Genomic DNA, 23,778 nt, shown 5'->3' on the forward strand with positions numbered 1-23,778 from the left:
ATGTGAGGACGTTACGATGGCATTGGCGGATATCAGGACCGGGGCGCGCAACGAGGCTGGCATTGCCGAGGCGCTCGCGCGCCTCGCGGAGCGCTTCGGGCCGCGATTGCAGACGGGCGAGGCGATGCGCGCCCAGCACGCGCATACCACCACCTATATTCCCGCCCAGCTTCCCGACGGGGTCGTCTTCGTGGAGAATGCCGAGGAGGTGAAGGCGGTCGTGGGCCTTTGCGCCGAACTCAAGGTGCCGGTCGTTCCCTTCGGCACGGGCTCCTCGCTGGAGGGGCAGGTGAATGCGCCCGAGGGCGGCATCTCCATCGATTTCAGCAACATGAAGCGCGTGCTCGAGGTCAATGCCGAGGACCTCGACTGCACGGTCGAGCCCGGCATCACCCGCGAGGAGCTGAACCTCTATTTGCGCGACACCGGCCTTTTCTTCCCCATCGATCCCGGCGCCAATGCCTCGATCGGCGGCATGGCCTCGACGCGCGCCTCCGGCACCAATGCGGTGCGCTACGGCACGATGAAGGACAACGTGCTTGCCGTGACCGCCGTGACAGCGACGGGCGAGGAGATCCGCACCGCCCGCCGCGCGAGGAAGTCCTCGGCCGGCTACGATCTCACCCGCCTCTTCGTCGGCGCGGAAGGAACGCTCGGCGTCCTGACCTCGGTCACGCTGCGCCTCCAGGGCATTCCCGCGGTGATCGCCGGCGGTATCTGCGGCTTTCCGACATTGAAGGACGCCTGCAATGCGGTGATCATGACGATCCAGCTCGGCATTCCCGTCGCCCGCATCGAGCTGCTCAACACGCTGCAGATCAAGGCGTGCAACGCCTATTCGGGCCTCACCCTGCCGGAGCAGCCGACGCTCTTCCTCGAATTCCACGGCAATGAGGAAAATGTCCGGCTGCAATCGGAGGAGTTCGGTGCCATTGCGGCCGAATGCGGCGGTGGCGCATTCCAGTGGACGGCGGACGCGGAGGAGCGCGCCAGGCTCTGGAAGGCGCGGCACAATGTCTACTGGGCGTCCAAGGCGCTGCATCCCGGCTATGCCGCCATCGCGACGGATGTCTGCGTGCCGATCTCCCGGCTGGCCGACTGCGTGGCCGAGACGGAACGGGACATCGAGGAGCACGGCCTGCTGGCGCCCATCGTCGGCCATGCCGGCGACGGCAATTTCCATGTCAGCCTGATCTTCGACGACAAGGACGCGGCGCAGATCGCCGGGGTCGAGGCCTTCGTCACCCGGCTCAATGCGCGCGCGCTCGCCATGGACGGCACCTGCACGGGCGAACATGGCATCGGGCAGGGCAAGCAGGCCTTCCTGCCGGGCGAGCTCGGCGGCGCGGTGCATCTGATGCGGCAGATCAAGCAGGCGCTCGACCCCGACAACATTCTCAACCCCGGCAAGATTTTTTCGACCCTGCCGGAGAATTAGACGTTATCGTGAAGCGATTGAACGGAATTCGAGGCTTGCGGCGTGCTTTCTAGGATCGGGCTCTTTGTCGGCGGCGTGGTGGTCGTGGCGCTGTTCGCGGCGCTGCTTGCCCCGCTCTTCGTCGACTGGACCAGCTTCCGGCAGGATTTCGAGCGCGAGGCGAGCCGCATCATGGGGCGTCCCGTCACCGTGCATGGCAGCGTCGATGCGCGGCTGCTGCCGTTTCCCTCCGTCACGCTGAGCGACGTGCGCGTCGGCGCGCCGGAGGACGGCAAGCCGCTGGTGGAGGTCGAGCGTTTTTCCATGGATGCGGAGCTTGCACCGTTCCTTTCCGGCGAGGCGCTGATCTTCGACATGCGCATCGAGGAGCCGAAGGCGCGCGTCAAGCTGTTTTCCGACGGCACGCTCGACTGGGCGCGCGGCCTGAAATCCGACATTCCCGCCAAGACGGTCATCCTCGAAAACGTTGCGATCACCGGCGGCGAGATCGAATTCGTCGACGAGCAGACCGGCCGCACGCGCCATGTCACCGGCCTCGACGCGCAGGTTTCGGCCAAGTCGCTCGGCGGGCCGTGGCGCATCGACGGGCGCGCGGCGCTCGACGGCGAGACCGGCGCCTTCCAGCTTGCGAGCGGGCAGGTGGAGAATGGCGAGCTCTCGATGCGCGCCCGCATCGTGCCGGACCGGCTGTCCTTCAGCGCCGATCTCGACGGCGTGCTGAAGGTGGTGGACTTCCGCCCGCAATACCAGGGCGGCTTCACGCTCGCGGAAAAGCCGCGTCCCAAGGGCGAGGCGACGGCCGATCCGATCCGCGTCGCCGGAAAATTCGAGCTTTCCAACGAGCGCATCCGCGTTCCCGAATACCGGCTGGAGGCCGGGCCGCAGGACGATCCCTATGTGGTGACCGGCGAGGCGACGCTCGATACCGGCCGCGCGCCGGAATTCCTGCTGATCGCCGACGGCCAGCAGATCGACGTCAGCCGCATCGGCAACAAGGGAGAGGGCGGCAAGACCGGCCGCAACCCGCAGGTTTCCGCCCGCCAGCGGCTCCAGGCGCTGCTGGCGATCGCCGCCGACATCCCCATTCCGCAGGTGCCGGGGCGGGCAAGCCTGTTCCTGCCTGCCGTGGTCGTGGGGGACACGACGGTGCGCGAGATCCGCCTCGACGTGAAGCCGGACGGCAATAGCTGGCGGATCGACCGCGCGGATGCGCAACTGCCCGGCCGGACGGCGCTGGAGGCCAAGGGCCGCCTGACGCTCCGGAACAATCGCGGCTTCGTCGGCAACCTGCTGGTGGCGTCCAATCAGCCATCCGGCCTTGCCACCTGGCTGGCCGGTTCCGTCGATCCGGAAATCCGCAGGCTGAAGACCGCGGGCTTTTCGGCCGACGTGAACCTCACCGACGATTTGCAGCGTTTCGAAAACCTCGAAATCGCCGTGGACGGCGCCTCGCTCACCGGCCGGCTGGAGCGCGAATCCCGCGCTGACGCGGCCCCGACGCTTTCGCTGCAACTGCGCGGCGACGAGGTGGAGCTGGATTCGCTGCAGGCCCTTGCCGGGCTCTTTGCCGGCGATGCCTCGCTGCCGGCCGTGCTCGGCCATTCCATCGCGCTCGATATCAAGGCGGATCATCTACGCGCCTTCGGCGAAAGCGCCGATGGCGTCGAGGCCGTGCTGTCCGCCAAGGACGGGCTTCTCACGCTCAGCCGCTTCGACGTCGCCTCGCTCGCGGGCGCTGCGCTTTCGGCGAAAGGCACGCTCGGCGGCACGTTGACCGAGCCTAGCGCCGGGCTCGACGTGGCGCTCAAGGCGGATGCCATGCAGCCCGTCGTCGATCTCCTGGCGCGCCACCTGTCGGCCCATCCGCTGCTCACCCGTTTCGTCGCCAATGCCGGCTACTACGACAATGCGAACCTGTCGCTGCGCGCCGCCGTTTCCGGGGAGGCGGGCGCTCCCGCCACCTTCACGCTGGCGGGGCCGGTCAATGACGGACGTGTCGATCTCAAGCTCTCGGCGTCCGGTCTTGCGCAGCTTCTGGACGGGCGCGGCTTCGAGTTGGAGGGCAGCCTCTTCAATCCGCAATCCGTGGTGCTGGCCGGGCAGATGGGCCTCGATCCGCTTCCCTTCGACGCCGATCCCGACGGGAGCGTCACCTTCAGCGTCGACCAGCCGGAGGAGGGGCCGGCTACGGTCTCGGCGGCGTTCAATGCCGGCAGGACGTCGATCTCGGCCAAGGGCACGGCGGCGCTTTCGGCAGCGGACTTCCTGACGGGCGCGCTCACCCTTTCGGCGAAGAGCGACGATATCGAGCCCTATCTGATGATGAACGGCATCGCATTGCCGCAGGGCGGCGCGGGGCTGCCGCTGACCTTGCAGGCATCGGTCGACACCAGCGCCGAGGCCGTCGCCATCACGGATATCTCCGGCGAGGCCGACCGCAACGGCTTTTCCGGCGGGCTGACGCTCGATCGGACGGCGCCCACGCTTGCCGGCACCGGCGCCCTTCGCTTCGACACCCTCGACTTCGCCTTCCTTGCCGAGGCCGTGGCGGGCCCCGTGACCGATGCAGCGGAAGGCGGGCTCAATGCCGCGCCGCTCGGCCGGCCGCTGCTTGAGAATGCGGACCTTACCGTTGCGCTCGAGGCCGGCGCGTTCTGGCCGGGGCTTTACGGCGCGGTGGAGGGCTTCAAGGGCAATCTCGCCTGGAAGGGCGGCGAACTGACGCTGACGGACATGGCCGGCGACTGGCTGGGCGGCAAGCTGTCCGGCCGCCTCAAGGTGGCGAATTCCGAGGAGAACGGGTTGTTCGAGGCGCGCGTTGCCCTTTCAGGGACCGATCTGTCGAAGATCGTCTGGGCGAGCCCCGATGGCGCGGTCGCGGGCGGCAAGGCGGATGTGACGCTTGCCGTGGACGCGTCCGGCAAGAGCGTGCGGGCCATGGCCGAAGGCGCGAGCGGTTCGGGCGAGGCGCGGGTGGCCGATTTCGTCGTGCGCGGCATCGATACCGGGGCGTTCCCCTCGCTGCTTTCGGCCGCGGACCGGATCGAAGGCGACGTCACGCCCGAGCGGGTCGCCGGCTTTGCCGCGGATGCCGTGCTGAAAGGCGAGGCGGCGTTGGGGACCGCTCGCATTCCCTTCGCGCTCGCCAGCGGCAAGCTGCGCGTCCAGAACGTCACGGCGGAAGACGGCAAGGCGGCGCTTTCCGGCGATGCGGATATCGATCTTGCCGACGAGACCATGACCGGCCGGCTCGCTGTGACCTACAAGGCCGGCGAGGAGGCGCTCGCCGGGGCGGAGCCGGAAGTGGCGCTCGGTTATCGCGGCCTTGTGGACGCGCCGGGCGTCGAGCTCGATGTCCAGCCGCTTGCCAATTACCTGTCGCTGCGCCGCTTCGAGACGGAGCGGCGGCGCGTGGAGACATTGCAGGCCAACGTGCTGGAGAAGCAGCGGCTGCGCCGGGAGGCCGCGCTCTATCGCGCACGCGCCGAGGCACGCGCGGCGGAGGCCGAGGCGGCGCGGCTGCGGATGGAGGAGGAAGAGCGCCTGCGCGCCGAAGCGCGCGCGCGGGCCGAGCAGGAGCGCGCTGCGCAGGCCGCCGAAGAGGCGAAGCGCAAGGCTGCCGAGGATGCGCGCCGGGAGGCGGAAGCGCAGGAGCAGGCGAGACGCCTTGCAGAACAGAAGGCTGCCGAGGACGCGCGCAAGGCCGAAGAGGAGGCCGCGCGCCGACGCCTGCCGGTCTCGCCGGAGGAGGGCGTCGAGCGCGGCAGCGAGTTGCCGCCCGTCGGCAACGGACAAAGCCTGAATTTCGACGCGCTGCCCGGCGTCAATTGAGCGGGACGTCGCCCGCCCGCTGCTTCAGCCATTGCAGGACGAAGAGACGCAGCGCCGAAGACAGGTTGCCCTCGACGCCGCGCGCATCGTCGATCTCCCTGAGAAGCGCGGCCAGCGGCATGGCGCGCGCGTCCGCGATGCGTTTCAGCTCGTCGTGGAATGCCGGTTCGAGCGAGAAGCTCGTGCGGTGGCCATGCAGCGTGGTGGAATATTTGCGGATCATGCCGTCCTCACAGGATGATTCAGGCCGTTGGCGGATCGATTCCGGGGATGCCGGCAAGGTGCTGGGATGTCAGCCTTTTTCGCCATCCGAGGCATCGCCGGGCCGCTCGAGGCGGCCCTGCTCCAGCGTCTTTTCCGCCTTTTCGTTCAGCGCGCGCGTCAGGGATTTCTCCGCCTTCGTGCGGCCGAAGGCGACGCGGTTCTGCTCGGCCTGCTTCTCCTTGTCGGAGCGCGCCTTCTGCTTGCGGAACTGGCGGAGATTGACGACGTCGCCGCTCATCGGAAAGGCTCAGTTCTTCTTGCGGAAGGAATCGAGCGAGACGACCGAGCCGCCCTTGTTGTCGCCGCCGCCGGTCGGGGGCGCCGGCTCTTCGGCGGCATCCTCGGCCTTTTCCGGCGCGGCGGGATAGGCCGTCACCTCGGCGGAATGATCCTCTTCCTCCTCGACCGTCGGCACGTCGAACTCCAGTTCGAAGCTGACGGACGGATCGTAGAAGCCGCGGATGGCATTGAAGGGGATGACGAGCTTTTCCGGCGTATCGGAGAAGGAGAGGCCGATCTCGAACAGGCTCTCGGTGACCTTGAGGTCCCAGAACTGATGCTGGATGACGATGGTCATCTGCTCGGCATATTTCGCCTTGAGGTGCTGCGAGATGCGCACGCCGGGGGCGTTGGTCAGGAAGGTGATGAAGAAATGGTGCTCACCGGGCAAATGGCCCGTGACCGCAACTTCGGACAGAACCTTGCGAATGACGCTGCGCAGCGCGTCCTGGGCGAGAATGTCGTAGCGAATGTGGTCTTGCGCCATCCGTTCCTGTCTTTCTTCCTGCCCTTGTATTCGGGCATTCTTCGTTTGCTTCATGCCTTCCGGCACGAGTCATCTGGCACAGCTATAGACCATTTCAAGGGATTGGAGAAGGTGAAGGCTTCTGTTGCCAGGTGCCTTCGGACCCCGCCTGCCGGTGCGACCCGTCAGGACTTTGAGTGAAGTGTCACACCGCCATTAGGCAGCGAGACGAGCTTCCGCATAGTTGTCGTTTGCAACTACAAGTTTAGCCCGATAACGGTGGTACAATGCCGAGCAAAAAGTCGATCTTTACGCCCTTGTCGATCCTATTTCGCCCCCATCAAAAGCCGGTCCGTCAAGGTCGACCGGTTTTTGGTGGAGGCGCCGGGTACCGAACCTTATAAAGACAACTTCGGAGTTAGCCGACGTAAGTTTCTAATTAAATCAGAGGCTTATGTGGTTTCGTCGTGGGCTAACTGGCGAGTGGGAGGAAGTGGAGGTTTCTGTTGCCAGGTACCTCCGAACCCCGCCTAAGAGTGCGACCCCTTAGGACTTGATTTGAAGTGTCACACTGCGATTAAGCAGCGAGACGAGCTTCCGCATAGTTGTCGTTTGCAACTACTATTTTGACCCGATAACGGTGGTATCATGCCGAGCACAGCTTTTGTCTTTCAATGCCAGTCGATCCCATTTCGCCCCCATCAACAGCCGCCGTACCCGGCGGTTCTTGGTGGAGGCGGCGGCTTCGAAGCCGCGTCCTGTACATCTATTGCACAAAAGGTTTAGCACCATAGCCTCCTTGCGGGGGCATTTGTGAGATAGTGCATTCGTCCGCCGATTTCAATGGGCTATCGGCGGTGAAGGTGTACAACTGACACACCCGCAGCCTCCTTGAGTTCTCGCACCATGCGAAGGGCCTGGAGGCGTTCCAAATGCCATTCATGGGTGCGGGTGAGCACGCGATTGAGATAGTCGCGCAGTTCGTCCCGTTCCTTCTTCAGTCGCTCGTACCGGGCCTGAAGCTGGACGAACGCCTTGGTAGGAGACTTTCCTATCTCGACGTCCGGAAGATCAGCAAGTTGCTCGCGCAGAGTTCGATTCACGCGGGCAAGGAAGTCTACCACATCGCGTTTCGTTGTTTCCTTGTGCTTGGGACCATTGAGGAAGTTCCACCCTAGTCCGCATAGGACCATGAAGTCTCCCTGTTCAAGCTGCACTTTGTCGTCGCGCGTTAACCTGTCCCAGAGTACTCCGCTCTGAAGCTCTTTCTCGACGAGGGTCATGCCAGACTGGATCTTCCGGAGCGCGTCTTCCGTCCGAGAGCAAGCCGCACCCTTGAGGCCATCCAAGACCTTTCTCTTGTTGGAGGTGGACTTCTTCGATGTCATCGGGTTCTCTCCAGCGCTGGAACAGTGTCAAAATCATTCGAAATCAGCCCTCCAGTCTGGCCACGCGGCTGACTGGGCGGTCAGCAAGTTGCTCGCGCAGCCTCTGATTCACGCCAGCGAGGAAGTCGATGACATGGCGTTTCGTGGTTTCCTTTTGTTTCGGACCGTTGAGGAAATTCCAGCTTAGTCCGCACAGGACCATGAAGTCCTGTTGCTGAAGTTCGACTTTATCGTCGCGCACCAGCCGGTGCCAAAGAACTCCACTCTGAAGCTCTTCCTCGACCAGGGCCATACAAGCCTGGATCTTCTGGAGCGCCTCTTCCGTCCGCCAGTGAGGTGCATCCCTGAGACCATCCAAGGCCCCTTGTTGTGTCACCGAATCCCAAGCGTTCGCCCTTCATCGATGCCTAAGGTCGTGAAGACTTGAAATGATCGAACGTAGTTTCGAACCTACTGACGAGCCGTGCCTCGCGTCTCGTATTCAGGGGTGTAAGGCCTAGCTCATTGTTCTTCCGATGCGCGGCAAACAGGGTCTTAACACTTGAGGACTCCGCAGTTCCGACGAAGTAGCGGTCGCCCTTGTAGACATCGTTCAGCAGTCCAAGAAACGAGCGTCCCAAGCCGATCCCGATCCCGGAATTCAGGTAGTATTTGCACTCGGCGGCGAGGACAAGCTTGCTACTCCGGGGTTCGACGTTGGAAGCGCGGCAGATGTCGGCCTCGCTTTTGTAGAGCACGGCAACATCGCATTCGTGCGCGATATGGGAGCGAGGGTTTCGAACCGATGCGGCCCCATAAAGTCACGACATCCAGGGCGAGCCTTGTTTCTTAGTAAGATCCTCGAAACACGCGGTGATGTTCATGCGGGATCGATAAGCAACGACGACATCGTTTTCATAGAAGTTAGCCCTTTAAGATTGTAATTTACTGCGTGGAGAGGTTGGGTAAGGTAGTGGAATCGTGCTGAGAAATGCTGGAAGCGTGCGAAGCGCAATGGCTTCGGGATGAAAGTCGTTCAACGGAGCCTGATAAGCGCATTCCCCATTGCTTGTCGGCTCCGCGCTCAAGGAACGTCGTTCTCTGGCATCCGCCGAGGGATCGGCTTACAACTATCCCGGGAGCATTCGTTGAGACTACCCGACAAAGAACCTGTCCACGGAAAACTGCTTGGAGAGGCGCTCGATCGGACGACCGCCACCTACAAAATCACCCTGATGAAGACGATCATTGCACATGTCCGCGGCGGTGGTGGGGCGTTTCTTTCCTTCGGATCCATACTCCGCGGCATGATTGAAACCATCTGGGTCCCAGTCGCCCGGTTCCGCCTGACGCTCGGCCATGCCGATCAACTCGCGGGGTTTCTGGATTCGGTTCCCGAAGACATCCGCCTCTACGGCACCTTCCAGACCGCGCTCTCGCATCTCGACATGGGCCGGGCGGCTCATGAGACCATCCTCCGCTATCCGCTGGCGGTCTTTCTCACGCCGTGGTTCAAAGCAGCGAGCGTGCAGCACAAGAGGAGCATCAGGCCTGGCAGGGATGCGATCCGCGCAGCCGATGCCGGGATCTACCTCCCGTACGACATCGAGGCCGACGGACTGAGACTGGATTCTGCCTTCATAGACTATGTTGCCGGGAACATGGCACTGCTCGAGGGCTGGACTGACATGTGTCTCGTAGACTATCTGCAGCGGCGAAATCCGAACGTTCCTGCCATACCGATGAAACTGCGCGATCTGGATCGGCCGGGCCTCGCAATCCAGCGCCGCTTCTGGAAGCAGGCGATGCAGAATGTGCCGCGCGCGTGCTTTTACACTGGGCGGCCGCTCGATCCGGAGAACTTCCATCTCGACCACTTCGTTCCCCGGCGGTTCGTCGCTCATGATCGCATATGGAACCTTGTCCCGTCGCTTCCGGAAATCAACCTCAGCAAGGGTGTGGGCGTGCCGGATGCGAACCTGATCCCGGCCATGGCGCGGCTGCATTTTGACGCCATCGGAGCCATCCGGCAGCACTCCCCGCAGAAATGGGCGCGCGACCTGCGCGAGGAGTATCTCGATGATCTAGGGGTATCGCCGGAGGCGTTGGCGGACAACGCCAGCTTCGCGGCGGCCATGTCGGACACCCTGCAGCCACTGCTCAATCTTGCGCGCAAGCGCTTCCCTGACTGGCGGGGGCATCCCAACCTGCCACACGCGGTGGCCTCCCGGCGACATCCACGGCGAGTTCCTCTACTGCAGGGAATACTTCAGGGATGACATGAACTGGCGGGATCGGCTGGCCGACGCACTGGAGCGGACCGATCATCGGCGCATCCGTCTCGCGACGATCCTCGCCGCAGTGTCCGGCTGCGATCTGAAGACGATCATCGAGAAGGTCTCGGCAGATGCCGTCCTTGCCCAGATCGACGGTCTCGAGGAGGAGTTCGGCCTGCAGGCGGTTGGCATGGCCGCGGCGCTCGCCGAACGCGGGCTGCTGCCGCTCTACGGCATGCCAACGCGGTCGCGAAATCTCTACGTCGAGCTGAAGAAGGCGAACGGGAAGGGAAACTTCGAGGCCGAGTGGGACACCATCGACCGCGACCAGGACATGGCGATCTTCGACTTCGCGCCGGGAAGCGTTCGAACGCGGGAAAAGCTGCGCCACCGCTGCATCGGCTTCACTGGCGTTCTGCTCGATCCTGACCAGCACGCAACGAACTTCGACGGCCCCGTGGATCCCATCTCCGAATGGAGGAAGGACGACTTCCACCTCCGCTTCTGCGGCCAGTGCGGCGCGTGGAGCAGGGGCACCGAACATACCGTCGCCTGCCATGCCTGCGACGCACCCCTGGCCGATGCCGGGATCCGGTGCATCACTCCTGCAGGCTACCGTACGGAACTCATCCCCACGGACGAGAGCCTTGCCTCCAAGGTCGGCCAGCGCATGACGCTTGCGAGCCTCGGCAAGCCGGACGAACAGAAGACCGACGCAAATCTCAGCGTCAATTTCGCGGAGCAGTCGGAGATCTTCCTCGTCAATCCCGGCTTCAGGGATGAAACGGACTTCACGGGCTTCGAGGTGCAGGAGGTGGTCGACAACAACGCCCAGCGCATCTGGTGGTGGGTGGACAAGCCGCTTCTGAGGCTTTCGGGACCCTGGCCGGTTCGAAGCCAACCTTTGACAGCGCTTCCCCAAGCGTTTCTTTGTCGCCCGTCCGTTCTTCATGCGACCCAAGGTCGTCGGCTTTGGTCGTCTCGTTCTTACCACCGTGCGGCATCCCAGACTCCATTTCGCCATCCCGTGGACGATCCTGTTTAGGTCGCCCGCCAGGGGCGTGAGCTGCAATGAGAGATGCCTGCATGCGAAGTGGCCGAGCGACTTGGGGTGGACATCATCGCATGCGGCCTTATTGTCGTCGCCTTGCACGTTCACGCGCCTCCCGCAATACTTCGACGAGACGCTCCAGCTTCCGGATCGAACCACCCGTCCAAAAGCTCGCCAAGGCGTCCAACTCGAATCCTTCAAGCGGAGTTGCCCAGCGCGGATCATGACCCGTCTCGATGTACAGCCGCTGCAGGATTCGCGTGGCGAACAGCGGCAACTGGTCGGCTCCCGGATTGGGAAAAGGCAGGATTCGGCACCTGTCCCGCAAAGCCGCCGGGACCGGCTCCAGTGAGTTCGCCGTCATCAGCCATGATACGCGCGACAGATCGCAGTGGGCCTCAAGGTAGGGATCATGCCAGCGTCTCGATGTCTCGGGTTCGAAAAGTCCGATCAACACGTCGTGCACGTTGCCATTGTTGCGGCCGGCACCGATCTTCTCGATCTCGTCGAGAATGACAACTGGCCCGGCGCATTCGTGTTCACGCACGGCCATGACCGGAAGGCTAGGTTCGCCCGACGACCATCTCCGGGCGGTTCCGCCGATGGCGCTATCGCTCAAGCCTCCACACGAGATGAGCTCACAGGGCGCCCTGAGTTCCTCCGTCAATCGCCTGGCGAACCGCGTCTTGCCACTTCCGGGTGCTCCGAGCAGGACGGTCGGCTTCAGGTGAACATTTGGCCGACCGACAAGGCCCTCGAGCACGTTGTCAACAACCGCCACCGCATAGGGAAATTCCGCGATCAGTTGCGCTCGAACTGTGGTTAGGTCGGGCATGCCGGGCAGCGGCAACGGACGCAGTTTGAACTTCGCGAATTCCTTCTCCACTCGCTTCCCATCGGCTGTCGTGTCGTTGCCGATGCCGCTGATAACGACGACTCCGTCGGTCGGTCGCGTTTCGAGTTCTGATGGTTCCTTTTTTTCCCAGGTTGCTTCTGCAAGGCCAGCAGATGATGAATCCTTGGGTTCTGGCTCGGCAGCCAGGCGGTACCAACGGTTGATCGTACGCGCGATGCCAACCTCCGTGTCCATGTACATGAGCTGACTGGTCATGATTTCACGACTGTCTCCCAGAGATGGATGTCCAAAGACGTATCCTGAGAGGCAGGCCGTCCTGCGTGAATACATCTGGTGTGCTTCGAGGATGGGAGCGGTGTGGAGTGACAGTATGTGGGTGATTCCAGCCTCAACCGAGCGCAAATCGGCGGACAGTCTCTGTGCATCTTCTGCGCTCAAATAGGCGAACTTCATGGGATTGCCCTCTCCTGTTGATTCGCTGCTTTCAAGAACCACGAAATATTAGCGATTATGTCGCTTTAATTAGCGAATCTATCGCTACTTTTCGCGAGTCTTTCGCTATTGTCAACATTTGTTTGCGAACCGGGGCTTTTGATGACACCAAGGCGGCATGAGGCCGCCATCACGAATGCTTGCTGTCGCTCGACTTGTCCTTGGTCAAACTCAGGCCGAGGTGGCGGAGGATTCCGGCATCAGTCCACGCACGATCTACATGATCGAGAAGGGAGCAGCCGGGATCGCAAGCGTTGAAAAACTGGTCCGCCACTACGGCAAGCGCGGCGTGATCTTTCTCGCGCCTAGTGGGGCGGAAGGCTGGGGTATCCGCGCCAGCTTTGTAGCCGGATGTTATGATGATGAACGGCCAGAGTGATCGACTGCCAGTGTTGCTGAGGTCGGGCGCTCAAAGCCCCTTCCTTCGGTCGGGGTCCAAGTCGGCTTCGCCGCAAATGACGGCCTACCGGCCGGCTTCTTAAGTTCTTTTTGACGACAAGACCTCGTCCGCTGCGAAGTTGGGCTCCGCTCCTCGGCCTTGTCTTCTAAGCGGAATGCGTGCTGTTCGATCGCCTAGGGGCGATCGGCACGCATGCTTCATTCTAAGGGAGAGTTGGCTGGTCGACTAACTGGCGCGGGTTGTCTGTATAACGCCCCCGGGTCCAATGGGTTTATTACACCGCCCGTTTATTGCCATAGCTGCCGAAGCAGCACTTCACATATAGGCATTCCGGGCGCGCAAGAAAAGGGCTTTGTGACAGAGATTTTGCCCCGCGGCCGGGCAGGCGTTCATTAGCGCTTGACTTGCCGCCATGCGTTGAAAAACATGGGCATGCGGCGGGACCCCCATGACGGCGGCAGCCGAACGACCGTAGAGGAGACACCATGACCGACTATCTCGCAGATGTCCGCAAGTATGACAGCGGTGCCGACGAGGCCATCGTCAAGAAGATCGTGAGCCATCTGGGCATCGCCCTGCGCAACCGCGACTCCTCGCTCGTCTCCTGCTCCGACCCCGAAGAACTCAACCGCGTGAAGGAAAAGTGGTGCGGCAAGAAGCTCGGCATCACGGGCGACGCCGCCGACAAGGCCGTCGAGGCCGTCTGCAAGGCGATGGCCGACGACCGCTCCAAGTCGCGCGTGACCTTCTACTATCTCACCGCCAAGGAACTCGGCAAACTCGGCGCGCTCGCCTGAGGAAAGCCGGGGAAATCCCATTTCGCCCTTTGGCTGCCGCCGCTTCGGCTCTAGTATCGAACGCTGGACAACGAATCGGCGGCGACCATGCAGCAGTATCTCGACCTTCTCGCCCATGTGATGGAAAACGGCACCGACCGGGGTGACCGGACCGGCACCGGCACGCGCGGCGTCTTCGGCCACCAGATGCGCTTCGACCTTTCCGAAGGTTTCCCGGTGCTGACCACCAAGAAGCTGCACCTGCGCTCCATCATCCACGAGCTGCTGTGGTTCCTGAAGGGCGACACGAACATCGCCTATCTGCGCGACAACGGCGTCACCATCTGGGACGAATGGGCCGACGACAACGGCGACCTCGGCCCGGTCTACGGCTACCAGTGGCGCTCCTGGCCGACCCATGACGGCCGGCATCTCGACCAGATCGTCGCGGTCCTCGACAGCATCCGCAACAATCCGAATTCCCGCCGGCACATCGTCTCGGCCTGGAACCCGGCGCTGGTCGACGATATGGCGCTGCCGCCCTGCCATTGCCTCTTCCAGTTCTACGTGTCGGACGGCAAGCTCTCCTGCCAGCTCTACCAGCGCTCCGCCGACATCTTCCTCGGCGTGCCGTTTAATATCGCCTCCTACGCGCTCCTCACCATGATGGTGGCGCAGGTGAGCGGGCTGCAGCCGGGCGACTTCGTCCACACGCTGGGCGACGCCCATATTTATTCCAACCATTTCGAGCAGGTGCGCGAGCAGATGAAGCGCCGGCCGAAGCCCTTGCCCTTCATGAAGATCAATCCCGAGGTGAAGGACCTTTTCTCCTTCAAATTCGAGGACTTCACCCTGATCGGCTACGAAGCCGATTCAAATATCAAGGCACCCATTGCCGTCTGATTTCCAGGAGAGCCCGAGCCGCATGAGTGAAGCCAGGATCGTTCTCGTCGTGGCCGTTGCGAGAAACGGCGTGATCGGCCGCGACGGCGACCTGCCGTGGCGGCTGCCTTCCGATCTCAAGCGCTTCAAGGCGCTGACCCTCGGCAAGCCGGTGCTGATGGGGCGCAGGACCTGGGATTCGATCGGCCGGCCGCTGCCGGGGCGCCCGAATATCGTCATCACCCGCGACAGGGCCTTTTCCGCGCCCGGCGCGGAGGTGGTCGCCTCGCTCGACGAGGGACTGGCGGCGGCGGGCCGCGCGGCCGAGGCGCTCGGTGTCGACGAGATCTGCGTCATCGGCGGCGGGCAAATCTATGCGCAGGTCTTCGACCGCGCCGATATCCTCCACGTGACGTATGTCGAGGCGGAGGTCGAGGGCGACACGCGGTTTCCGGATATCGACCCCGGCCTTTTCGACAAGGTCGTCGAGGAGCCCATTCCGCAGGGCGAGAAGGACAGCCACGCCATGCGCTTCGTCACCTGGCGGCGCCGGAAAACCGCCTGAATTTCGCCGATCACGAACTATTTTGCCGCACGGGCGCGCAACGCGCCGTGGATTTGTTGAAAGGTGCCCGAGGGATACCTATAACGGGTTCACCTAGCGTTGCGCGGCGAAACAATCTGCGAAATGCTTAGAACAAACGATGGAGCGCTGCCGCATCCGCGGAAGCGCTCCAAGGGGATGCAAAGAAAGAGGTATTGATGCCCTGGAGCAATCAGAATGGCGGCGGCGGCCCTTGGGGCGGCGGCGGCGGCGGAAACAATCAGGGGCCATGGGGGCAGGGACCGAACCGCCCCCGCGGCGGCGGCGGTGGCGGCAATGGCGGCCCGCCGGACCTTGAGGAGATCATCCGGCGTGGCCAGGACCAGCTTAAGAACGTCATGCCCGGCGGCTTCAACGGCGGCATCGTCGTTATCGCACTGCTGCTCGTCGGCGTCTTCTGGCTGATGAACGCCATCTATACCGTCCAGCCGGACGAGCGTGGCGTCGAGCTGCGCTTCGGCAAGCCCAAGCAGGAAGTCTCCATGCCGGGCCTGCATTTCCATTTCTGGCCCTTCGAGACCGTCGAGCTCGTCAAGATCACCGAGCAGCAGCAGAATATCGGCCGCCGCGCGGCCTCTGCGAATTCCGACAAGTCCGGCCTGATGCTGACGGGCGACCAGAACATCGTCAACGTCCAGTTCTCGGTGCTCTATTCGGTCACCGACCCGCAGGCCTATCTCTTCAACCTCGAATATCCGGCCGAGACGCTGCAGCAGGTCGCCGAAAGCGCGATGCGTGAAGTCGTCGGCCGCCGTCCAGCCCAGGACATCTTCCGCGACAACCGCCAGGCGATCGCCGAGGGCGTGAAGTCCACCATCCAGGCGACCATGGACGCCTACGGCGCCGGTCTCTCGATCAACACCGTCGCCATCGAGGATGCGGCCCCGCCGCGCGAAGTCGCCGATGCGTTCGACGAAGTGCAGCGCGCCGAGCAGGACGAAGACCGTTTCGTCGAGGAAGCCAACCAGTACGCCAACCAGAAGCTCGGTCTTGCCCGCGGTCAGTCGGCGCAGATCCGCGAAGAGGCGGCGGCCTACAAGGACCGCGTCGTCAAGGAAGCGGAAGGCGAGGCGGCACGCTTCCTCTCCGTCTACGAGCAGTACAAGGCCGCTCCCGACGTCACGCGCAAGCGTCTCTTCCTTGAAACCATGGAAGGCGTGATGAAGAGCTCCAAGAAGGTCATCATCGACGAGAAGCAGGGCGGACAGGGTGTCGTTCCCTTCCTTCCCCTCAATGAACTCGGCCGGACCACCGGCCAGCAGCAGGCGGGAGGCACGCAGTGATGGGTAACCGCGTACCGGCAATCCTGATCGCCATCGGCGTTCTTCTCTTCATCGCCTATTCGTCCGTCTTCGTCGTGAACGAGCGGCAGCAGGCCATCGTGCTGCGCTTCGGCCAGATCAAGGACGTCAAGACGGAGCCCGGCCTCTATTTCAAGCTGCCCTTCGGCTTCATGGACGCCGACAGCGTCCAGTACATCCAGGACCAGGCGCTGCGCTTCGACCTCGACGATATCCGCGTCCAGGTCTCGGGCGGCAAGTTCTACGAGGTCGATGCCTTCGTGGTCTACAAGATCACCGATGCACGCCGCTTCCGTGAAGCGGTCTCGGGCGACCGCGAAGCGGCGGAAGCGCGCCTGCGTACCCGTCTCGATGCGGCCCTGCGCCGGGTCTACGGTCTGCGCGGCTTCGAATCCGCGCTGTCGGAAGAGCGCGCCTCGATGATGCGCGAAGTCCGCGGCGAGCTGACGAACGACGCTTCGAACCTCGGCCTTACCATCTCCGACGTCCGCATCCGCCGTACCGACCTCACGCAGGAGGTCTCGCAGCAGACCTACGACCGCATGAAGGCCGAGCGTCTTGCGGAAGCCGAGCTCATCCGCGCCCGCGGTAACGAGGAAGGCCAGCGCCGTCGTGCCATCGCCGACCGCCAGGTCGTCGAGTTCGTCGCGGCCGCCCAGCGCGATTCGGAAATCCTGCGAGGCGAGGGCGAGGGCGAGCGCAACCGCGTCTTCGGCGAAGCTTTCTCGCAGGACCCGGACTTCTTCGAGTTCTACCGCTCGATGAGCGCCTACCGCAACTCGATGAATTCGGCCGACACGACGCTCGTCCTGTCGCCGCGTTCGGAGTTCTTCCGCTTCTTCGAGGATGCGTCGGGCCAGAAGCCCGCGGCCGCCTCGGGCGCGACCAACGGCGCGGCGGCGACGCCCTCCACGGCAAACTGAGAACGCTTCCGTGTCCGATTTCCTGACGGGGATCGCGTTCTTCCTGATCATCGAGGGGCTGGTGTACGCACTGGCCCCTTCGGTTTTGAGGCGCATGGCGCAAATGCTGCCGCAGATTCCGGAGAACCAGTTGCGCACCTCCGGGCTCGTCGCCGTCGCGCTTGGCGTGCTGATGGTATGGTTCATCCGCGGCGCGTGAAACCCGCCCTTGCGGCCGGTGGCCAATGCGGGCAAGACTTGACGGCAAATCATCGCGGCCGACTGATTTTCGCCTCATGGCGGGCAAAGACTGGCCGCGACCCAGCAGACGAAAGAGGATGCCGAACATGGCTTTGAAGACCAGGTCCAACGTAGCCCATGCGGCACTCGCGCTCGCGGTGAGCCTTTCGCTCGGCGCAGGGCCGCTCGCCGTTCCGGCAAGGGCCGAGGTGAAGCCCGCAGGCCCCGAATCCGTCGCCGACCTCGCCGAGGGCCTGCTCGACGCGGTGGTCAACATCTCCACCTCGCAGAACGTCAAGAGCGACGACAAGGCGCCCATCCCGCAGGTGCCGGAAGGCTCGCCCTTCCAGGATTTCTTCGACGATTTCTTCAAGGGCGAGGACGGCTCGAACCAGCCCCAGACGGTCAATTCGCTGGGGTCCGGCTTCGTGATCGACCCCAAGGGCTTCATCGCCACCAACAACCACGTCATCGAGGGTGCCGACGACATCGAGGTGAACTTCGCCAACGGTTCCAAGCTGAAGGCCAAGCTGGTCGGCACGGACCCGAAGACCGACCTTGCGCTCCTCAAGGTGGAGCCGAAGGCGCCGCTGAAGGCCGTGCCCTTCGGTGATTCCCGCACCATGCGCATCGGCGACTGGGTGATGGCGATCGGCAATCCGTTCGGCCTCGGCGGCTCGGTGACCGTCGGCATCATTTCCGCGCGCGGCCGCAACATCAATGCCGGCCCCTACGACAACTTCATCCAGACGGACGCCGCCATCAACCGCGGCAATTCCGGCGGCCCGCTGTTCAACATGAAGGGCGAGGTCATCGGCATCAACACGGCGATCATCTCGCCGTCGGGCGGGTCGATCGGCATCGGCTTCTCCGTGCCGACGGAGCTCGCCGAGAATATCTTCCTCCAGCTTCGCGACTACGGCGAGACGCGCCGCGGCTGGCTCGGCGTGCGCATCCAGCCGGTCACCGACGACATCGCCGAAAGCCTCGGCATGACGGAGACCAAGGGAGCGCTGGTCGCGGGCGTCATCAAGGGCGGGCCGGTCGACAACGGCTCTATCATGACGGGCGACGTCATCGTCCGCTTCGACGGCAAGGACGTGCACGAGATGCGCGACCTGCCGCGCGTCGTCGCCGAAAGCCCGGTGGGCAAGGCGGTCGACGTCGTGCTTCTGCGCGGCGGCAAGGAGATGACCGTCAAGATCACGCTCGGCCGCCTGGAAGACGGGGAAAAGCAGGCGGATCCCGCCGACGAGGCGACGCCGGACGAGGGCACGACCAAGGAGGGAACGGCCCCCGATACCGAGGAGCAGGCGCTGCCGAAGAACATCGAGACCGTTCTCGGCATGGGCATTGGCGAACTCGATGAGGATGCGCGCAAGACTTTCAACATCGTCGAAAGCGTCAAGGGCGTGGTGATCACCGAGGTCGCACCGGGCTCGGCCGCCGCCGAGCGCGGCATCGTGCCGGGCGACGTGATCGTCGAGGTCGGGCAGGAGGCCGTCACGACGGCGGAAGAGGTCAAGAGCCGTGTCGCCAAGCTGAAATCGGAGGACCGGCGCAACGTGCTGATGATGGTCTCCAACCGCACCGGCGCGCTGCGCTACATCACCGTGCGCATCGACTGACGGAAAGCCGAGTCCCGTCAGGGGTTTGGCATCAATTTTCGAGAAAGAGATTCAGGCCGCTGCAGCTTTGCTTCAGCGGCCTTTTCTCGTCACCCTCGCTCCGGGCGCTGCCGCCATCCTATACCCTGTCCCTCGTCAGCGGTTTTTCTTCTGCCAGGTGGCGCGGTCGAGCGTGTAGAGCACATGCCGGCGAAGCTCCGCGCGTGCGTCCTCGATGCCGGGCATGTCGAAATCGCGATCCGGTGCGGCCACCATGCCGATGCGCTTCATGACGGCGGTGGAGCGTGTGTTGCCTGCCACGGCAAAGGAAACGATCTCCTCGAGGCCCTTATCCTCGAAGCCGAACTCCAGGAGCCTTTCGGCTGCTTCGGTGACGTAGCCCTTCCCCCAATGGCGGCGGGCGAGGCGCCAGCCGATCTCGACCGCACCGGCGGGCACGAAGGGCTCCAGCCGATCCGTCAGGCGCGAGAGGCCGCAAAAGCCGATGGCCTCATCCGTCATGCGGTCGGCAAGCGCGAAGAAGCCGAGGCCGGTTTGCGCGATGATGTCGCGAAGGCGCTCGAAGAGCTCGTCGGACTGGGCGCGCGTGCGCAGGAAGGGGAAGAATTCCATGACGACGGGATCGGAATTGATCTCGTGAAAGAGCTCCCGATCCTTCTCCTGCCAGTTGCGCAGGGTAAGGCGCGTCGTCGTGGTGATGATCATCAATCTGTCATGAAGTCCGATTTGCGGTAGCCCTGCAGATAAAGAAGGGCGGTGAGGTCGCCGTGGTCGATGCGGATCTTCGCTTCCGCCGCGACGGCGGGCTTGGCGTGCAGGGCGATGCCGGCGCCGGAAAGGTGCAGCATGCCGAGGTCGTTGGCTCCGTCGCCGACGGCCATGGCCTCCTCCGGCGAAATGCCGAGGCGCGCGGAAATGTCGACCAGCGCATCCACCTTGGCCTGCTTGCCGAGGATCGGCTCGGCGACCTCGCCCGTGAGCCTGCCGTCGGCGTCGAGCAGGATGTTGGCGCGGTTCTCGTCGAAGCCGAGCGTTTCGGCGATGCGGCTGGTGAAGACGGTGAAGCCGCCGGAGACGAGGGCGGTGTAATAGCCTTTCGCCTTCATGGTCGCGATGAGCTCGCGCCCGCCGGGCGTCAGCGTGATGCGCTTTTCGATCACCTCGCCGATGACGGAGACCGGCAGGCCCTTCAGCAGCGCGACGCGCTCGCGAAGGGCGGGCTCGAAGGCGATCTCGCCGTTCATGGCGCGGGCGGTGATGGCGGCGACCTTGTCCTTCAGGCCGACTTCCGCCGCCAGTTCGTCGATGCATTCCTGGCCGATCATGGTCGAATCCATGTCGGCGATCAGCAGCTTCTTGCGCCGCGTCTCGGCTTCCTGCACGGCAAGGTCGATTGGCGCGCCGGCGATGACCGCGAGGATCGCGTCGCGGGCGGCGTGGATGTCGCCATCGTCGCGCAGCGCGATATCGCAGGCGATGCCGTCGGCGAGCCAGTAGAGGCCGGATGCCTTGACCGCATCCGCGGCCTTTTCGGCGATGGCGGGCGTCAGAACAGGATTTGACGGATTGGCGACAAGCGTGGCAACGAAAGCCATGATGAGAAACCTTGATCGAATGCGGGACGCGATCCTGATAACGGGCCCGACGGCGAGCGGCAAGTCCGCGCTTGCCGTGCGGCTGGCGGCCGAGTACGGCGGCGTCGTGGTCAATGCGGACAGCATGCAGGTCTACGACACGCTGAACGTCCTGACGGCCCGCCCGCAGCCGGAGGACATGGGCGGCATCGAGCATCGGCTCTACGGCCATGTGCCGGCGGGCGAGGCCTATTCCACCGGCGACTGGCTGCGCGAGGCGACGGCCCTTGTCGGCGAATTGCGGGAGCGGGGGAAGCTTCCCGTCTTCGTCGGCGGCACGGGCCTTTATTTCCGCGCGCTGACTGGCGGCCTTTCCGACATGCCAGTGATTTCCGATGACGTGCGCGAGCGCCTGCGCGCCCGGCTTGCGGCGGAAGGGGCCGAGGCGCTGCACAAGGAATTGGCGGAGCGCGACGGGGAAACGGCCCGGCGCCTCATGCCGGGGGACGGGCAGCGCATCCTGCGGGCGCTCGAAGTGCTGGAGACGACCGGCCGGTCGATCGCGCATTTCCAGGCGACGGCGGGGCCGGCGGTGATCGATGCCGCGCGGGCGGAAAAGATCGTCGTTCTGCCGGACCGGGCGGTGCTTGCCGCCCGCATCGACCGGCGCTTCGCCGGAATGCTGAAAACGGGGGCGGTGGAGGAGGTGAAGGTGCTGCTGGCGCTGGAGCTTTCGCCCGCCATGCCGGTGATGAAGGCGATAGGCGTGCCGCAGATCGCGGCCATGCTGGCCGGCGATATGAGCGATGCGCAGGTCATCGAGCGCGGCGCGGCGGCGACACGGCAATATGCCAAGCGCCAGATGACCTGGTTCCGCAACCAGCTCGACGAGAGCTGGCGGCGGATCGATCCGCTGGCCTCTAGCGCCTGATCAGGCTGCTGAGCGGCTTCTTGAGGAGCTGTTCGCGGATGGAGCCCTCGCGGCGCGGCTCCTGCTGCTCGCCGAAGGCGGGGCGCTGCGGCTGGCGATAGGGATCGGCGGCGGGGCGTTGCGGCTCGGCCAGTTCCCGGCGGATGGCGTCGAACCGCTCCTGCGGCGAGGGCTCGTAGACGCTGCCCGCGCCGGGGAGCATGTCGGGCCGGTATGGCTCGGGCGGTGGCGCGGCGGCCGGGCGGGCGGGCGGCGCGGCCTGGAGCGTCTCGATATAGTCTTCCTCGTCCTCGTAGGGTGCGTCTTCGTAGCCCGTCGGCAGCGTGGCGCCCTGGCCCTGCGAGGCGAGATAGGCATTCTGGAAATTGGAGATGTCCGGGCCGGAGACCGCACGCATGCGGGCGACGATCGACCGGAGGTCGACGCTTTGCGGGGTGTCCTCGCTGGTCTTCACGCCGGAGCTGCCGGCCTTCGGCAGGCGGTTCGATTCCACGCGGGAAAAGCGCATGCGCATCGGCACCGCCACGGCCTCGCCGAAGGCGATGGCCTCGCCGTTGCCGATGGAGGAAATGAAGCTCGTCGTCGAGGACGACGAATTGGGGATCGCCGAGCGAATGATCTCCTGGTCGTGCTCGTTGGCAAGACGCATGGCGAAGATCGTCGAGCACTGGGAAAGGATGGTCGGGTCGAGTTCGCCGGGGCGCTGGGTGATGATGCCGAGCGACACGCCGTATTTGCGGCCTTCCTTGGCGATGCGGGCGATGGCCTGGCGGGTCGGGGCGAAGCCGAGCCTCGGATCGGCCGGCACGTAGCGGTGCGCTTCCTCGCAGACGACCAGCATGTGCACGCCGCCATTGCTCCACAGGCCGATCTCGAAGGCCATGCGGCAAAGCACCGAGGCAACGGAGTTGACCACTTCCGACGGGATGCCGGCAAGCTGGAAGGTCGTCACCGGCTTGCCTTCGCCGGGAATGCGGAAGATGCGGGCGATGGTGTCGAGGATCGTGTCTGTGATCGTGTTCGAGGAGAACATGAAATGGTAGCGCGGGTCGTTGATCGCCGACATGATCTTGACCTTGAGCGAGCGCAGGTGCGGCTTCTCCGCCCGGCCTTCGAGGCGCCCGATGCGCTCGTCGACGAGTGCCAGCAGGTCGGCGATGCGGAAGGGCACCGGCGTATCGGCGGTGATCGAGCTCTTCTCGCTGGCGCGGCGCATCACCCCGCTCTCGTTCGAGCCGCGGAAGGCGCGCTTGGCCTCGGGAATGAGGTCGCGCAGGATATCCATCTCCTCCGGCACCGGCGGGCGGCCGCGGAAGATCACCTCGGCCAGTTCCTCCAGCCGGAACAGCCAGAAGGGCAGGTCCAGCGTGTCGGTATCGATGACGACGGCGAGGTCGCCGAAGGCGGAGGCGAATTCGTTGTGCGGATCGAGGATCAGGACGCGCAGGCTCGGGTCGGCCTGGATCGCCTTGTGCAAAAGCAGGGTCACGGAGGTGGACTTGCCGACGCCGGTGGTGCCGACGATGGCGAAGTGCTTCTCCAGCATGGAAGGCACGTGGATCGTCGCGTCGAGGCTCTCGTCCTGCGTCAGCTTGCCGATGACGCAGACGTCGTTCTTGCCGGTGTCATAGACCTTGGCAAGGTCGGAGGCGCGGATGCGGTGCGCGATGGCGCCGAGATAGGGATAGTCGGTGATGCCGGCGGAGAATTCCTCCCGGCCGTCCGCGCTGACATTCACCTCGCCCAGAAGCTCGACCTCGATGCGGAAGACCGTGTCGCGGTTGTCGATCCAGTTCTGCTGGTCGGCGGCCATGGAATAGACAAGGGCGACGACGCGGTTGCGGCCGACGGAGATGGAGATGAGGCGTCCGACGGACCACAATTCCGTCAGCGCCGTCTCGCCGCCCTCGGCCACGGCGCTGATCGTGGCGCGCGAGCCGTTGCAGGCGACGACGCGGCCGAGCAGGCGGTTTCCAGGCGCCAGCCCGTCGCGGCGATCCTGCTCGCCCGCCGTCAGAGAGGTCTGGAAATCATTGTTCAGCACGCCCGGCGCTCCTTGCCACCAACCGCCAGCCTAGCGAATGCCGCTTAATAAGACGTTTCGGGTTGAGGCGGCCGTTTGCGGGTCTTTGCGGCCGGGATGGAGGGCGTGCCGTAGCGAAACGAACCAAAAGGCGTTGACGCGCCTTTGCTTTGTGTCTAACAATCCGCCCCATGAAA

The 23,778-nt window shown here is 64.2% G+C and carries 22 protein-coding genes and 1 other RNA gene; 13 read left to right on the forward strand and 10 right to left on the reverse strand.

Annotated elements, in window-relative coordinates:
- Positions 1–16 precede the first annotated feature (16 nt).
- Entirely contained in the window at positions 17–1,438 is a 1,422-nt protein-coding gene (locus DSD28_RS08860) for an FAD-binding oxidoreductase (protein ID WP_119256033.1), read from the forward strand.
- A gap of 42 nt (positions 1,439–1,480) precedes the next feature.
- Entirely contained in the window at positions 1,481–5,269 is a 3,789-nt protein-coding gene (locus tag DSD28_RS08865; protein WP_119256034.1) for an AsmA family protein, read from the forward strand.
- On the opposite strand, the gene DSD28_RS08870 is transcribed toward DSD28_RS08865, so the two are convergent.
- From DSD28_RS08870 to DSD28_RS08900, 6 genes are all read right to left on the reverse strand, one after another.
- Positions 5,262–5,492 carry a ribbon-helix-helix domain-containing protein gene (locus tag DSD28_RS08870; protein ID WP_119256035.1) on the reverse strand — a complete coding sequence of 77 codons (231 nt, stop codon included), beginning with the start codon at positions 5,490–5,492 and terminating at the stop codon, positions 5,262–5,264. The two genes, DSD28_RS08865 and DSD28_RS08870, sit on opposite strands and share 8 nt — an antisense overlap.
- 69 nt (positions 5,493–5,561) lie before the next feature.
- The gene (locus DSD28_RS08875) at positions 5,562–5,771 is read right to left on the reverse strand and encodes a DUF4169 family protein (RefSeq protein WP_119256036.1); all 210 of its coding nucleotides are present in this window, start codon (positions 5,769–5,771) and stop codon (positions 5,562–5,564) included.
- A gap of 9 nt (positions 5,772–5,780) precedes the next feature.
- Positions 5,781–6,299: an SspB family protein gene (locus tag DSD28_RS08880; protein WP_119256037.1), complete on the reverse strand. Its 519-nt coding sequence runs from the start codon at positions 6,297–6,299 to the stop codon at positions 5,781–5,783.
- 471 nt (positions 6,300–6,770) lie between these two features.
- Positions 6,771–7,126: a transfer-messenger RNA gene (ssrA, locus tag DSD28_RS08890) on the reverse strand.
- Positions 7,127–7,666 carry a hypothetical protein gene (locus DSD28_RS08895; protein WP_119256038.1) on the reverse strand — a complete coding sequence of 180 codons (540 nt, stop codon included), beginning with the start codon at positions 7,664–7,666 and terminating at the stop codon, positions 7,127–7,129. It lies immediately after the preceding tmRNA gene.
- Between the two features lie 43 nt (positions 7,667–7,709).
- Positions 7,710–7,958: a hypothetical protein gene (locus tag DSD28_RS08900; RefSeq protein WP_119256039.1), complete on the reverse strand. Its 249-nt coding sequence runs from the start codon at positions 7,956–7,958 to the stop codon at positions 7,710–7,712.
- Between the two features lie 835 nt (positions 7,959–8,793).
- On the opposite strand from DSD28_RS08900, the gene DSD28_RS08910 reads away from it, so the two are divergent.
- Positions 8,794–9,924, forward strand: coding sequence for an HNH endonuclease domain-containing protein (locus DSD28_RS08910; protein ID WP_162911312.1), 1,131 nt, complete (start codon positions 8,794–8,796; stop codon positions 9,922–9,924).
- A 1-nt stretch (position 9,925) separates the two neighbouring features.
- A complete protein-coding gene (locus DSD28_RS25840) occupies positions 9,926–10,966 on the forward strand; it encodes a hypothetical protein (RefSeq protein WP_162911313.1) in 1,041 nt (346 codons plus the stop codon).
- A gap of 88 nt (positions 10,967–11,054) precedes the next feature.
- Here the strand turns inward: DSD28_RS25840 and DSD28_RS08920 are convergent, their stop codons facing one another.
- Positions 11,055–12,281 (reverse strand): DUF6634 family protein, encoded by a 1,227-nt coding sequence (locus tag DSD28_RS08920; protein ID WP_119256042.1) that lies wholly within the window; start codon positions 12,279–12,281, stop codon positions 11,055–11,057.
- A 175-nt stretch (positions 12,282–12,456) separates the two neighbouring features.
- Here DSD28_RS08920 and DSD28_RS08925 point away from each other — a divergent pair, with 175 nt between their 5' ends.
- The 8 genes from DSD28_RS08925 to DSD28_RS08960 all read left to right on the forward strand — a co-directional run bounded on the left by DSD28_RS08925 (position 12,457) and on the right by DSD28_RS08960 (position 19,053).
- Positions 12,457–12,699: a helix-turn-helix transcriptional regulator gene (locus DSD28_RS08925; protein ID WP_162911314.1), complete on the forward strand. Its 243-nt coding sequence runs from the start codon at positions 12,457–12,459 to the stop codon at positions 12,697–12,699.
- Positions 12,700–13,205: 506 nt separating this feature from the next.
- A complete protein-coding gene (locus DSD28_RS08930) occupies positions 13,206–13,517 on the forward strand; it encodes a DUF2853 family protein (RefSeq protein WP_119256044.1) in 312 nt (103 codons plus the stop codon).
- Positions 13,518–13,604: 87 nt separating this feature from the next.
- Positions 13,605–14,399, forward strand: coding sequence for a thymidylate synthase (locus DSD28_RS08935; protein WP_119256045.1), 795 nt, complete (start codon positions 13,605–13,607; stop codon positions 14,397–14,399).
- A 22-nt stretch (positions 14,400–14,421) separates the two neighbouring features.
- A complete protein-coding gene (locus DSD28_RS08940; RefSeq protein ID WP_119256046.1) occupies positions 14,422–14,943 on the forward strand; it encodes a dihydrofolate reductase in 522 nt (173 codons plus the stop codon).
- 197 nt (positions 14,944–15,140) lie between these two features.
- Positions 15,141–16,265, forward strand: a complete 1,125-nt coding sequence (hflK, locus tag DSD28_RS08945; RefSeq protein ID WP_119256047.1) for an FtsH protease activity modulator HflK — start codon at positions 15,141–15,143, stop codon at positions 16,263–16,265.
- Positions 16,265–17,206, forward strand: coding sequence for a protease modulator HflC (hflC, locus tag DSD28_RS08950; protein ID WP_119256048.1), 942 nt, complete (start codon positions 16,265–16,267; stop codon positions 17,204–17,206). Before hflK ends, hflC begins: the two co-directional genes overlap by 1 nt.
- Positions 17,207–17,216: 10 nt before the next feature.
- Positions 17,217–17,405, forward strand: a complete 189-nt coding sequence (locus tag DSD28_RS08955; RefSeq protein ID WP_119256049.1) for a DUF2065 domain-containing protein — start codon at positions 17,217–17,219, stop codon at positions 17,403–17,405.
- Between the two features lie 127 nt (positions 17,406–17,532).
- Positions 17,533–19,053 (forward strand): Do family serine endopeptidase, encoded by a 1,521-nt coding sequence (locus DSD28_RS08960; RefSeq protein WP_119256381.1) that lies wholly within the window; start codon positions 17,533–17,535, stop codon positions 19,051–19,053.
- A gap of 135 nt (positions 19,054–19,188) precedes the next feature.
- Here the strand turns inward: DSD28_RS08960 and DSD28_RS08965 are convergent, their stop codons facing one another.
- Positions 19,189–19,758: a GNAT family N-acetyltransferase gene (locus DSD28_RS08965; protein WP_119256050.1), complete on the reverse strand. Its 570-nt coding sequence runs from the start codon at positions 19,756–19,758 to the stop codon at positions 19,189–19,191.
- A complete protein-coding gene (serB, locus tag DSD28_RS08970; protein WP_119256051.1) occupies positions 19,758–20,648 on the reverse strand; it encodes a phosphoserine phosphatase SerB in 891 nt (296 codons plus the stop codon). The genes DSD28_RS08965 and serB overlap by 1 nt, the downstream gene beginning before the upstream one ends.
- On the opposite strand from serB, the gene miaA reads away from it, so the two are divergent.
- A complete protein-coding gene (gene miaA / locus DSD28_RS08975) occupies positions 20,647–21,558 on the forward strand; it encodes a tRNA (adenosine(37)-N6)-dimethylallyltransferase MiaA (protein WP_119256052.1) in 912 nt (303 codons plus the stop codon). The genes serB and miaA overlap by 2 nt on opposite strands.
- On the opposite strand, the gene DSD28_RS08980 is transcribed toward miaA, so the two are convergent.
- Positions 21,548–23,602: an ATP-binding protein gene (locus DSD28_RS08980; RefSeq protein WP_119256053.1), complete on the reverse strand. Its 2,055-nt coding sequence runs from the start codon at positions 23,600–23,602 to the stop codon at positions 21,548–21,550. The two genes, miaA and DSD28_RS08980, sit on opposite strands and share 11 nt — an antisense overlap.
- Between the last annotated feature and the right edge of the window lie 176 nt (positions 23,603–23,778).

Source organism: Shinella zoogloeoides, assembly GCF_003574625.1.
GTDB classification, from domain to species: domain Bacteria; phylum Pseudomonadota; class Alphaproteobacteria; order Rhizobiales; family Rhizobiaceae; genus Shinella; species Shinella zoogloeoides_A.